This is a genomic window from Anaeromassilibacillus sp. 1001302B_160321_C8, from assembly GCF_015554745.1.
Taxonomy (GTDB): Bacteria; Bacillota; Clostridia; order Oscillospirales; family Acutalibacteraceae; genus Anaeromassilibacillus; species Anaeromassilibacillus stercoravium.
The window spans coordinates 193344-205857 of the sequence record NZ_JADNJD010000002.1; the positions used below are offsets into that span (position 1 = coordinate 193344).

Here is a 12514-nt window from a genome sequence, read left to right on the forward strand (position 1 = left end):
TGCAGTATAGCACAAAACCGGTGCGGAAGAAAGGGGAAGGTGTTGTGCTACGTTATGTTATGTTTTCTTTCGAATTTTCACTCTTTCTGTTCATCGTGGCTTTGGATTTTATTAATATGTATCCTTTTGTATTTCTGTTTTCCCCTCAGATACCATCCTTTGCACAACCATCCGGAGGAACCTCAGTTCTTCTCCGGTACAGAGCGGGAGTAATTCCGCAATATTTTGTATAAATTCCTTTCGTTCATTCTCTGCGTCTTGCGCTGTATCCATTGCAACAACAGCGTCCAAGGATATATGAAAATAGGCGCAAAAAGCTACCAACTTCTTTAAACTGAGTCTTTTGGCGCCTCGTTCTGCTTGTCCATAGTATTGTTCGTCTATGTCCAAAATTTCTGCCACTTGCTTTTGGGTTAAGTTGTTTTGGAGACGGTGCCTTTTCAGCTGTTTCCCAATCCTTTTTGTAAATTCCGACTCTAACAAAGATTCCTTTTTACCAGTCATGATTGATGCACTCCATAAGGCTTCCTCCATTCTGATTCAAAAAAACAGCCACAACACTATACCGGTCTTTTACTTCGTAAACGCCTCTAAGTACGCGCGGAACGCCGACGGCAGGGCGTATTCCTGCTGCAACATCTCCCGCCCGGCCCAGGTGAACCCCTCCGGGCGCTCCGTCAAATCGACCCAGTAGCCGGTCATATGCCATTCCACATGGGAGAAGATATGTTTCGCCGCCGGCATCTCCCGGATCGACACCGGCTGTGCACCCCATTCCTGTAGGGTTTCCGCAGCGCCCTCCGGGTTCAGTTTTCCTTCCACGGAGGGAAGCTCCCAGAGGCCCGCCAAAAGGCCGCTGTCCGCCCGCTTGCGGATTGCCAGCTCGCCGTCGCAGACCAGCAGGAACACCGTCCTCTCCTCGATGCGGCGCGCCTTCTTCTTGGCTTTGACGGGGAGTTCCCGCGCAATCCCTTGGCGGTACCCTTCACACAGGGCGTTCAGCGGGCAAACCAGGCATTTCGGCTCGCCGCCCGGCGCGCAGACGGTCGCGCCGAGCTCCATCATCGCCTGGTTGAAATCCCCCGGCCGGTCCTTCGGCAGGATCGCCGCCATACGCCGCTCCACGGCGCGCTTGACGGCCGGGTCCGCGATGTCCTCCCAACCAGCGGTCAAGCGCATCACCACGCGCAGCACATTGCCGTCCACCGCCGGGACGGGAATCCCATAGGCGATGGAGGCAACCGCCCCCGCTGTATAAGGGCCGATGCCGGGCAGCTTCAACAGCGCATCGTAGTCGGCCGGAAGCGTCCCGCCGTACTGCTCCACCATCACGCGCGCGGCCTTTTGCAGATTGCGTGCCCGGCTGTAATACCCCAGCCCCTCCCAGAGCTTCATCAGCTGCTGTTCCGGTGCGCTGGCGAGGGCGGGCACGTCCGGGAGTTCCGCCAGGAAGCGGGCAAAATACGGCTTCACTGCCTCCACGCGGGTCTGTTGCAGCATAATCTCAGAGACCCAGACGCGGTAAGGCGCCGGTTCCTCCCTCCACGGCAGGGAACGGGCGTTGCGTCCATACCATTCCAAAAGCGGTCCGACAATCGCCGCCAATGAATCCATACTCTTCACTTCCCTTCATATACCACGGTTCCACCCCGGATCGTCGCCAATACGCGCAGGTCTCTGAGCTCCATCGGGTCCACCTGCAAAGGGTCCCGATCCAATAGCACGAAATCCGCCCGCTTGCCCGGCCGGATGGAGCCCTTTTCGTTCTCCTCAAAGTATTGGTACGCCGCATAAAGCGTTACTCCCTTCAACGCCTCCAGCGGCGAAACGCGCTGGGCCTCCCCCATGACATAGCCGCCCTTGCTGATGCGGTTGACCGCACACCAGAGCGTTTCCAACATATTGGGTAGAATCACCGGCGTGTCCTGATGGAACGTATACACCACCCCGTTGCCGATGGCGGCGCGCACGGGGCTGATCGCCGTTGCACGCGCTTCCCCGAAGTTTTTCAGATGCACGTCCCCCCAGTAATACGTATGCGCGACAAAGAACGAAGCGATCATCCCGAGCTCTCCCATGCGCGCCAGTTGATCCGGGCGGACCAGCTGGGCATGGATCATCACCGGGCGGATGTCCTCCCCGGTCTTTTCCGCGGCATAGGCGTCGATCATTTGCTGCGCCGCGGCATCCCCATTGCAGTGCGCCAAAATTTGCATGTGGTCTTGCAGCGCTTGCCGCATATACGAACGCACTTCCTCGTCCGTGTGCACGGCGTAGCCGCGATACCCGTCGGACGCATCCGCATACGGCTGGCTCATCCAGGCGGTACGCCCCTGCGGGGAACCGTCCAGAAAGACTTTATAGCCGCCGATTTTCAAGCGGTTATGATACTGCTTGCAATACTGCGGGTGTTCCAAAGCGATCTTCCGGTTGTCCGGCAAATTCGGATAGGCAACTACATCCAATTTCAAGCGCTTCTGCCCGGCAAGGCCGTGCAGGAGCGTCCACTCCGCTTCCTTTGTAAATCCGTCCTGCGCGGTGGTAATCCCGTTTTGCAGGTAGATGTCCTGCGCCTGCTCCATCTGGCGCATCTGCTGCTCCAAAGGCGGCTGCGGGATGCGCGCGGTGAAGCCGGTGAATGCTGTTTCCTCCAAATAGCCGTTGGGTTCCTGGGTCCCTGTGCACCGGCCGATCACCCCGCCCTCTGGGTTGGGCGTCGATGCGGTGATCCCCAACGCTTGCAGGCCCATGCGGTTCACGACCCCCATATGGCCGGACGCATGCGTCACCACGACCGGGAAGGGGTACCGATCCAAAAGCGCGCGGTCCGGATGGCACTTTTCTTCTAAGTCGTTGTGGTCGTAGCCAAAGGCGGACACCCATTGCCCTTTGTCGGGTTTGGTTCTTGCGATAAATGCGTCCAGCCGCTCGGTGATCTCCCCGAAATTCTTGCAGCCGCTCAAGTTTACCAGGCCGAGCGTCTGGGCCAGCGCCGTGATATGGCTGTGCGGGTCGATGAACGCGGGCAGCAAAACCGCGCCCTGTAAATCCACCAGCCGCGTATCCGCGCGTTTCTGCGCAAAGAGCGCCTCCCGGCTGCCCACCTGACGGATAACCCCGTCCTCCACAAGCACAGCCTCTGCATAGAGCGGTTCTTCCATGGTCAGGATGGTACCGTTATAGTAAATCGCTGTATCCATTCTTTCCCCCACTTTCACTTGTTCTTTCAAGAGTAGCATGTTCCAATCAGCGGCGCAATATGAAGCCGTTCGATCTCTCTTTAAAATTTTCAATAAAATTAGCCGCGGCAACCAGCCGCGGCAACACATTCTCATCTGGATGGTTTTACTTTTTATCGTGCTCTTTCATTAACTCAATATACCGAAGAAGATGGGCACATTCCTTTTCACTCAGCGCATACGTTTCGTTGATTAGGCGGATATGATATGCCCCATTTGCAGGAGTATGGAACCGGTTGTATTTTAAGTTGCTGCCCAATAGGTCATCTACACTTGCATCCAAAAGATTTGCAATATTGAGAATCACATGGATGGAACAAATATCTTTTCCTGTTTCAATATTCGATAAATACTTTTCACTAATATCTATCTCTTCTGCCAGCTGTTGTTGGGTCATCTTGTGTTCTTTTCGCAATGCTTGAATGCGTTTGCCAACCACTTCCATGTCCATCAAACCACCCCTAAACACAGTATATAAGTGGAGTTTGATGAAAATAACCTCTTATATTCTGGATATTAGGCATACTATTTTCTGGAATTATGCTATAATAGGCTCTAATCATTGAGGGATAGGGGGTGACAAAATGAAAGATTGTGGAACGATACGTAAAATCGACGAATTGGGACGAATTGTCATCCCCGCTGATATGCGCAGAACATTCCATTGGCAAACGAGCGATTCCATCAAAATTTCGGTGAATCAGAGAAAGCAAACGATTACTTTAAAAAAAGTGACCTGTATTCTGCCAAAAGTGAAGATCAAAACATAAACAATGGGGCTGAGCCGGTTTCATCATCGGTTCAACCCCACTGTTGTACACATTTCCTGTTTTATAAATGTAACCTGCGTTTCAGCTCCTTGCGCATGTTGTCCCCCTCGAAGAGAATCAATGCGGCCAACGAAATGATGCTGCCCGCCACACAGATCAGGGAGGGATAGACCACTTGGAGCATTCCCCGCACATAGAAGATCACCGGCACAATGGCAAACAGTGCGGAGATGGTAAAATACATGATAAAACTGCCCAAATTGAGCTTAAACACCCGCGCGGTAATCGCCAGCACCAGCATCGCCACCACGCAGGTGATCGGGATCACATAATCGATCGACCAGCCGTGCCACCCCGTCCAATAATCCCACAGGGTAGTTAAAACGCAGACGACCACCACCTGGTATAGGATGGATTTCGGGACGTTCCGCCGGTAGTGGAACGCCACCGCGAGGCTGATCCAGCCGCAGACCACCCCCGCCAGCACAAACAACGACCACCAGCCGTGCTCCGGGAGGATCAAGTTGATGACCCCGCAGATCACCACGGCGGCGACGGAAACCAAAATCAAGATGCGGAAAAACAGGCTGTGTTTATGCAGCGTGTCGGGGATGTTTGGGAAGATTGCGCCGCGCACATCCGGCTCACCGTTTTCCTGAAGGCCCCCTTGACACAGCGGGCAGCGTGTACCCGCACCGGTCACCGTAACTTTACATTTGGCACAGTACTTCATTTCCGGTCCCCCTCTCCCGCCCCGAACGGCACATTGGACGTAATTTCCACCGGGATGCCCATCCCGGTGAGAAAACGGAAAAAGTTCTTCTGAATGTCCGTGCTGACAAACGGCGCCGTGAAGCTGGCGGTCAGTTGGTCCCCAAAGGAGCACATACAAACCTGCAGGCGGCTCGTGCTGACGAACACGTCGAACAGGCGGATGTATTCCCGCAATTCCGGCGGCATGTCGATCCTCCCCACATTGGAAATGGCCGCCGTCTCCTTGCTCGCGGAGAGATCATAACCGATCCGCATCACGAAATCTTTGACGACCAGGGGCGCGATGCGGGCCACCGGATTGAAGTCGTACTGGACAAACTGGTTCAGCCGCCCCTCCATCTTCTCCTGGGTCAATTCGCTTTCAAAGGTATCGTGCAGGCTGGCGATCACATCTTCCAGCCGGTTCGAATTTTTTCGGAAATGGTAGCGCGCCTGGATGACGCTGAAAAAATTGCGGGCGCTCCCAGAGGGGAAATAGCTGCGCAGGTTGACCGGCACCGCCAAAACGACCGGGCGCTTCTTGTGGCGCATCGCCATCTCCTTTTCGATGGAGCACATCAGCAGCGCCGCGCAAAACACGGTCATCGTTGCACCGTATTCGTGCGCCTTTTGCAGCACCGCCTTGACCGGCATCACCCCTTCGATCACCGCGATGCGGTGATCCGGCAGGCTGGGCCCGCGCAATTTATACGCCTTCGGGGAGGCCTCATGCTGCTTGCGTTTGCGCGTGTAATATTTGCGGAAGCTGTCGTCCATCTTCTCTGTGGCGGACGCATCGTAGTCCAGCGCGGGCAGCGCGTCCGCAAAGCGGTCCGCGTGCCGGATTGTCAGATAGTGATAGACCAATACGCGCAAAAACTGCACCGCCCCGGTGCCATCCGTCAGCGCGTGGTAGACTTCAAAATTGATCCTGCGGCGGAAATACGTCACTTCAAAGAGCAGGCCACGGCTGCCCTTTTCATAGAGCGCGCTGCATGGGGGTCGGTACTCCTCCCGGACGATGGGCTGCTCGGTGCTGTCCTCCAGATAATACCAGAACATCCCCCGGCGCAGGCTGCACCGGTAGCCCGGGAACACCTCCAGCGCGCGTTCCAACGCCAATTGCAGCGTGGGCTGGTCCACGGGCTCGGTCAGCTCGCAGGAAAACCGGAACACCTTGGTGTCCGCCTTGGTGCTGGTACACGGGAAGATTTTCGCCGCGTTGTCCAGCCGCCTCCAATCCGCAGATTTTTTTGCTTTCACTCTTGCGGCACCTCGCTCAAAAAACGGTTGATGATTTCATAGCATTCTTTCACCTGCGGGAAGCTCGGCGGAAGGGAGAAGAACCCGTGCAGGCCGTCCGCAACGCGGTGCAGCTGCACCTGGTTGCCGAATTTCCGCAGTTTTCGTGCATACTCCTCCCCCTCGTCGCGCAATGGGTCGTACTCCGCCGTGATGACCAGCGTATCCGGCTGATCTGCCAGACTCTTGGCCAACAGCGGGGCAAAATATGGATTGTGCAGATCCTCGTCGCTGCTCTTATATAAGTCCATATAATCGCAGACGCGCTTGGAGGTCAATAAGTAATCCGTCCCGTTTTCCCGCACCGAATCAAAAAAGGAATGTTCCGTATGATCGTTGTAGGTTGCCGGATAGATTAAGATCTGCCGGCGCGGAAGGAATTCCCCCCGGTCGCGCGCCATCAGGGAGACAACCGCCGCAAGGTTGGCTCCTGCGCTATCCCCAATCAGGGTGATATTCTCCGCCGGGGTGTTTAAAAGGTTTGTGTGAAGAAAGATTTCCCGCGCAACCGCATAGCAGTCCTCGGGCGCCGCGGGAAATTTATATTCCGGCGCCAGCCGGTAGTCCACCGAGACGACCAGATGGTTGGTCAGGCGGGCCATGTTTGCGCACACCTTATCATAGGAATCGATGTTCCCCAAGACCCAGCCGCCGCCGTGGAAAAAGAGCAGGATCGCATGGCGCATCCTCCCCGGCGGGGAAAAGATGCGCACCGGGACCTCGTGATCCCCGCAGGAAACCTTGTGATCCCACGCTTTGTAAAAAGGCTTGAGGTAGTGGTAGTGCGCCACATTTTCCACTTGCCGCTCCCATTTGTAGTTGCGCTTGATATCAATATCCGGATAGGACAGCGCCTTCAGCGCCGCCATCACCAGCTTGTTGATCGCCATACATCAACCCCGCCGGCTTCCAAAGCGCGTCTGCCCCAAGGGTTGATCCACCGGGCGTTTGCGCGCAGGTTCGGCGCGCTGGATCACCGGATGCGGCGCTTTGGCGCGCCTTTGCTGGGCAGGTTTTGCCTGCATCCCGCGTCCTCCGGGGACCGGGTCGCGATATTGGCGGGGCTTTTTGCCCCCTTCCGTCTTGCTCAGCAGGGTGGGACGCTGTTTGGGCAAAACATCCTGCAACGATGGGAATTCCGTGAGGGGCTCCATGCGCTTCCCGCCCGTCGGCTGTGGAAAGATGGAATTGCTCTTCTTCGGCGCAGCTGGCTGTACCTTGGGTGCGGAGGGCGCAGCAGCCGCTTTCTGCGCCGGCCTCTTGGAAGATTTCTTCGGCTTTGCCTCCTGGGGAGGCGCCGCCTTTTGTTTGCGCGGCTGTGCCTGCTGCGGGGCCGCCGGGCGCTGCCCGCGGTTCCGTCGCAGCTCCGATTTTGGCACCGGCGTAGTATTCTGCATCGGATACGGATGATCCGCCACTTCGGGGACCTGCTTGCCGATCAGCTTTTCAATGCGCTCGAAGTCCGCCTTCTCGTTGATATCGCAAAACGAAAACGCAATCCCGGACATCCCCGCGCGGCCCGTGCGCCCGATGCGGTGTACATAGGTCTCCGGCACCTCCGGGATGTCGTAGTTGATGACGTGCGAAAGCTCCTCGATGTCGATGCCGCGCGCAGCGATGTCCGTGGCGACGAGCACGCGGGTCCTATGCTGCTTGAAATCGCCGAGGGCCTTCTGGCGCGCATTCTGGGACTTGTCGCCATGGATGGCGGCCGCCTGGATATTCGCTTTTTTCAGCTCGCGCACAACGCGGTCTGCGCCGTGCTTTGTGCGGGTAAACACCAGGGCGGATTCGATTTCGGGATTTTGCAAAAGGTGGATCAGCAGGCGGCGCTTGTTCTCTTTATCGACAAAGTACACGCTCTGTTCAATGGCCTCCACCGTGGTCGCCGGCGGCGTCACGCTGACTTTTGCCGGGTTGTGCAGGATGGTATCCGCCAGCTCTTCGATCTCCTGCGGCATGGTGGCCGAAAACAGGAGGGTCTGCCGCTTCTTCGGCAATTGTTCAATCACCTTTTTGACGTCGTGAATGAAGCCCATATCCAGCATGCGGTCCGCTTCATCCAGCACAAAGATCTGAACATCCTTCAATTTGATAAATCCCTGCCCAATCAGGTCGTTCAACCGGCCCGGCGTTGCCACCAGGACGTCGACGCCCTTTTTGAGCTGCTGCACCTGCGGGTTCTGCGGCACGCCGCCGAAGATCACGCAGGTCTTTAACGGAAGGAAGCGGCCATATGCCGCAAAGCTCTCCTGAATCTGGAGAGCCAGCTCCCGCGTGGGAGTGAGAACCAGGGCGCGGATCTTCTTGGGATGTACGCTGCCCTGTTCGGCAAGAAGCTGAAGGATTGGCACAGCAAAAGCCGCCGTCTTTCCCGTGCCCGTCTGGGCGCAGCCCAAAAGATCCTTCTTTTTCAAGACCGGAGGGATCGCCTGCTCCTGAATCGGAGTCGGGGCGGTATATGCCTCCTTTTTCAATGCGTTCAAGATGGATGGGATAATCCCCAATTGTTGAAATGTCATATCGGTTCCTTTACAATATATATTTTTCAGGGGAAAATGTGCGGTACACCATCCATTTGCATCTCTGTTTTTGGCGGACGTGCCTCTGGATTCCGTACGCAATTCAAAAATAGCCGCTTTTTCGCTCTCCCATGCCGCTTGCCATGGCCCGGCAAGACACGAAACGATCTGCAAATGGACCGGTTTCGATGGATGCAATCCCTTCGCAATTCCCCTAGAACACGGGCGGCTGGCAGATTCTCTTCCATTTGTCCTTCCATTGAGAGCTCCCGCGCGGGGGAGCCTTCTGTTCCCCCTACAGCACACCCGCAGACCTGTCCTTTGTGATAACAGGCCTATACGCTTCTGTTATTATAACGCAGAACTGGAAATTATTCCACCCCCGCTTTCTCACCTGTATCCTTTTGTGGGAAAAATCGGCCCGGCTGTCTCCTCCTCGCAGGGGATTTGTGCTATAATAAAGCGCAAGCCAGCGTTACCGGGGCGCCCCGCTGCCCTCAAAAGCGGCGGGCATGTTTCACGCCCGGCAAACAGTAGAAACCAAACAGGGCAATGCCCAGTTAATTTTATTAGAAATGGAGCGCATTATGAAACAGGAGCGTACCTATCCGCGGGTGGAAGTCACCCGCAAGGCAGAAAACAGCATCAAATCCGGCCATCCGTGGATTTACCACACCGAACTGGTGGAGGGCGAAGCCGGATGCAACGATGGCGCATTGGTGGACATCATCAGCCCACGCGGGCGGTACTTGGGCACCGGCTTTTTCAACAGCCACTCCAAGATCCGGGTCCGGCTTCTCTCGACCAATGCAAACGACCGCTTTGACGAAGCCTTTTGGGAGCGCCGCCTGCGCTATGCCTGGGAATACCGCAAGACGGTCATGGGGGACGACCTCGCCTGCTGCCGGGTTATCTTTGGGGAGGCGGATTCCTTCCCCGGCCTGACGGTGGACCGATTCAACGACATCCTGGTCACACAGACGCTCAGCCTGGGCGTGGAGCAGCGGAAATCCATGCTGTTCCCCCTGCTGGTCCGCATCCTCCGGGAGGACGGCCAAGACATCCGCGGCGTCTACGAGCGCAACGACGTCGCCATTCGTGAGCGGGAAGGCATGGAGCAAAACAAGGGCTTCTTCCCCTTGGACGGCAGCCCGGTCCCGGAAAGCACGCAGACCGAAATTGTGGAGAATGGCATCCGCTATCTGGTGGACTTCGAGAACGGGCAAAAGACCGGCTTCTTCCTGGATCAAAAATACAACCGGCAGGCGGTCGCCCGCCTGAGCAGGGGAAAGCGCGTGCTGGACTGCTTTACGCACACGGGCTCCTTTGGATTAAACGCGGCCAAGGGCGGCGCGGCGCATGTCCGCTGCGTGGATATTTCGGAATCCGCTGTGGACATGGCGCGGGAAAACGCCTGCCGGAACGGGCTCCTCGACCGGATGGACTTTGAGGCGGCAAATGTGTTTGACCTTCTCCCCTCTTTGCCCTGCGGCTCCAAAAGTGACTACGATTTTGTGATCCTGGACCCGCCTGCGTTTACCAAATCGCGCCAAACGGTGGACCACGCGATCCGCGGCTACAAGGAGATCAACCTCCGCGCGATGAAGCTCCTGCCGCGCGGGGGCTATCTGGCCACCTGCTCCTGCTCGCATTTCATGACGGACGCACTGTTCCGGGACATGCTGCGTAGCGCGGCCTTTGACGCGGGCGTTTCCCTGCGGCAAATCGAGGCCCGCCAGCAATCCCCCGACCATCCCATCCTCTGGAATGTACCCGAGACGGATTATTTGAAATTCTATCTGTTCCAGATTGTTTAACATACGGTTTGCCGCATCCACTTCCATTTTTACGAAAAAGTGAAGAGCACGGTAGCTTCTATGGCTACCGTGCTCTTTTCTATATAAATCAGGAGGGCATGTTGGAAGCCATCCTTTCGGGACGCGTGTTGGAATCTTCTTTATAACAAAAGCGGCGCCGCCAATGGAATTAGGAGGTTTGAGGGAAGATTCCAACGCCGCACAATTGCACATGCCCTAGCCCGGCAAACGCTATTCGCTGCGCAAGGCGTCGATCGGGTTCAGGTTTGCCGCCCGGCGCGCCGGCATATAACCAAAGATGATGCCGATCCCAGCCGAAACGCCAAAGGAAACCAAAATCGCACTGATCGAGGGGGTTGACTCGAACCCGATCAAATTGCCTGTGAGTGGCGTCAATATACAGCCAATCACAATGCCGGCAATCCCGCCCAGGGAGCTGGTCACGCCCGCTTCAATGACGAACTGCTGCAAAATGGTACGGCGCTTCGCGCCAAGGGACTTGCGGATGCCAATTTCCCGCGTGCGTTCTGTGACGGATACCAGCATGATGTTCATGATCCCAATGCCGGCCACCAATAGGGAGATTGCGGCAATCCCCACCAACAGCATCGTCATCATATCGGTCATGGAGGTGACCATCTCCAACATTTCGGAGAGGCTGGTCACATTGTACAGGTCTTCGTTCATGAAAATCCCATAGAGATAGTCCTCCAAAACGCTTTTAGCCTGCTCCATGTAATCCGTGTTTTTCACGGTAAAGACATAGCTGGAAATATCCGCACTGAATGAAAGCTTCGTTGCGACCGAATACGGAAGATAGACGCAGTCATCCGACGATCCTTCTTCGGAATCGGCCTTCTCCTGTAAAACGCCGACCACAGTATAGGCTTCGCCATTGATTTTCAGCGTCTGATTCAACGCTGATTCCCCCGCAAAAAGTTCCTGTGCCACATAGGAACCGATCACGCAGACCTTTTGCCGCGACAAAATGTCCGAGTACTGGATAAAACGTCCCATGGAGAGCTCCAGCGCCTGGATATTCAGATAATCCTCCCCAACACCGGAAATCGAAGCGGTGGTGGAGCTCTCCGTACCATTTTTCAGCGTTCCCCCCACGGAAACGGTCGGGCTCATCGCAGCAAACAAGTCCTGTTGTTCCTCCAGGAATTCATACATGGTATCGACGTCCACGTTTCGGGTATCCGTATTGGTGACGGAAACGCTGACTTGGTCCGTCCCCAAATCGGAAAAGCTGTCCGAGATATAGTTCGTCATTCCCTGCATCAAGCTGACCAGGAGGATGACGGACGCCACACCGATGATGATGCCCAGCATGGTCAGGAAGGAGCGCATTTTGCTGCTTGCGATGCTCTTGAGCGCAAGCCTAAAGGATTGACTCATAGGCCTTCACGTCTCCGTCAAATATAATTTTTCCATCGCTGATCTTGACCACGCGCTCGGCCTCCACTGCAATGGAATTGTCGTGGGTGATAATAACTACGGTGTTCCCCTCCTCATGCAGCTGCTTGAGGAAGTCCAGGACCTCCCGGCCCGTTTTGGAATCCAATGCGCCGGTGGGTTCGTCCGCCAGAATCAGGGAAGGGTTTCCCACCAACGCCCGCGCGATGGACACACGCTGCTGCTGGCCGCCGGAAAGCTGCTGCGGCATATACCGCCACTTGTCGCGCAGCCCCACCCGTTCCAGCGATTCCAGCGAGCGCTCTGTGCGCTCCTTTTTTCCCACTCCCGCATAGATCAGGGGCAGCTCCACATTTTCCAGGAGGTTCTGCTTGGGAAGCAGGTTGTACTGCTGGAAGACAAACCCAATGGTCTTATTGCGGATCTCCGCAAGGCTATCGTCCTCCATTTCGCTCACGTCCTGGCCATTGAGGATATATTTTCCCTCGGTGGGCACATCGAGCGCGCCGATGATATTCATAATGGTGGATTTGCCGCTTCCGGACTTTCCCACGATGGAGACAAACTCGCCCCGGTAAATGTCGAGGGAAATCCCGTCGTTTGCGCGCACCTCCATATCGCCCATCTGATAGATCTTATAGATATTCTGGAGGGAAATGAGCGGCTGCGTACCGGTATGTGTTTGTGCCATC

Annotated in this window: 12 protein-coding genes; 2 read left to right on the top strand and 10 right to left on the bottom strand. The window is 56.0% G+C overall.

What is annotated here, in order from left to right; genetic code table 11:
• Window positions 1–111 precede the first annotated feature (111 nt).
• The 4 genes from I2E77_RS02390 to I2E77_RS02405 form a co-directional block, all read right to left on the bottom strand.
• Window positions 112–504, bottom strand: a complete 393-nt coding sequence (locus I2E77_RS02390; RefSeq protein ID WP_172749762.1) for a helix-turn-helix domain-containing protein — start codon at window positions 502–504, stop codon at window positions 112–114.
• Window positions 505–573: 69 nt separating this feature from the next.
• Window positions 574–1614 carry an A/G-specific adenine glycosylase gene (mutY, locus tag I2E77_RS02395; protein WP_195450547.1) on the bottom strand — a complete coding sequence of 347 codons (1041 nt, stop codon included), beginning with the start codon at window positions 1612–1614 and terminating at the stop codon, window positions 574–576.
• 5 nt (window positions 1615–1619) lie between these two features.
• Window positions 1620–3200, bottom strand: coding sequence for an amidohydrolase (locus I2E77_RS02400; RefSeq protein ID WP_195450548.1), 1581 nt, complete (start codon window positions 3198–3200; stop codon window positions 1620–1622).
• A 145-nt stretch (window positions 3201–3345) separates the two neighbouring features.
• A complete protein-coding gene (locus I2E77_RS02405) occupies window positions 3346–3690 on the bottom strand; it encodes a helix-turn-helix domain-containing protein (RefSeq protein WP_191395574.1) in 345 nt (114 codons plus the stop codon).
• Between the two features lie 133 nt (window positions 3691–3823).
• Here I2E77_RS02405 and I2E77_RS02410 point away from each other — a divergent pair, with 133 nt between their 5' ends.
• Window positions 3824–4009, top strand: coding sequence for an AbrB/MazE/SpoVT family DNA-binding domain-containing protein (locus I2E77_RS02410; RefSeq protein WP_087234991.1), 186 nt, complete (start codon window positions 3824–3826; stop codon window positions 4007–4009).
• A 61-nt stretch (window positions 4010–4070) separates the two neighbouring features.
• Here the strand turns inward: I2E77_RS02410 and I2E77_RS02415 are convergent, their stop codons facing one another.
• From I2E77_RS02415 to I2E77_RS02430, 4 genes are read right to left on the bottom strand one after another with little or no spacing between them, the layout of a single operon-like run.
• Window positions 4071–4742, bottom strand: coding sequence for a DUF6320 domain-containing protein (locus I2E77_RS02415; protein WP_087234990.1), 672 nt, complete (start codon window positions 4740–4742; stop codon window positions 4071–4073).
• Entirely contained in the window at window positions 4739–6025 is a 1287-nt protein-coding gene (locus tag I2E77_RS02420; RefSeq protein WP_195450549.1) for a hypothetical protein, read from the bottom strand. Before I2E77_RS02420 ends, I2E77_RS02415 begins: the two co-directional genes overlap by 4 nt.
• Entirely contained in the window at window positions 6022–6954 is a 933-nt protein-coding gene (locus I2E77_RS02425; RefSeq protein WP_087234988.1) for an alpha/beta hydrolase, read from the bottom strand. The genes I2E77_RS02420 and I2E77_RS02425 overlap by 4 nt, the downstream gene beginning before the upstream one ends.
• A gap of 3 nt (window positions 6955–6957) precedes the next feature.
• Entirely contained in the window at window positions 6958–8586 is a 1629-nt protein-coding gene (locus I2E77_RS02430; RefSeq protein WP_195450550.1) for a DEAD/DEAH box helicase, read from the bottom strand.
• Between the two features lie 587 nt (window positions 8587–9173).
• Between I2E77_RS02430 and I2E77_RS02435 the strand changes: the two genes are divergently transcribed.
• The gene (locus I2E77_RS02435) at window positions 9174–10403 is read left to right on the top strand and encodes a class I SAM-dependent rRNA methyltransferase (RefSeq protein WP_191405213.1); all 1230 of its coding nucleotides are present in this window, start codon (window positions 9174–9176) and stop codon (window positions 10401–10403) included.
• A 231-nt stretch (window positions 10404–10634) separates the two neighbouring features.
• Here I2E77_RS02435 and I2E77_RS02440 read toward each other — a convergent pair whose 3' ends face one another.
• Both I2E77_RS02440 and I2E77_RS02445 read right to left on the bottom strand, forming a co-directional pair.
• A complete protein-coding gene (locus I2E77_RS02440; RefSeq protein ID WP_087234987.1) occupies window positions 10635–11804 on the bottom strand; it encodes an ABC transporter permease in 1170 nt (389 codons plus the stop codon).
• The gene (locus I2E77_RS02445) at window positions 11788–12513 is read right to left on the bottom strand and encodes an ABC transporter ATP-binding protein (RefSeq protein ID WP_087235000.1); all 726 of its coding nucleotides are present in this window, start codon (window positions 12511–12513) and stop codon (window positions 11788–11790) included. Before I2E77_RS02445 ends, I2E77_RS02440 begins: the two co-directional genes overlap by 17 nt.
• Window position 12514 lies beyond the last annotated feature (1 nt).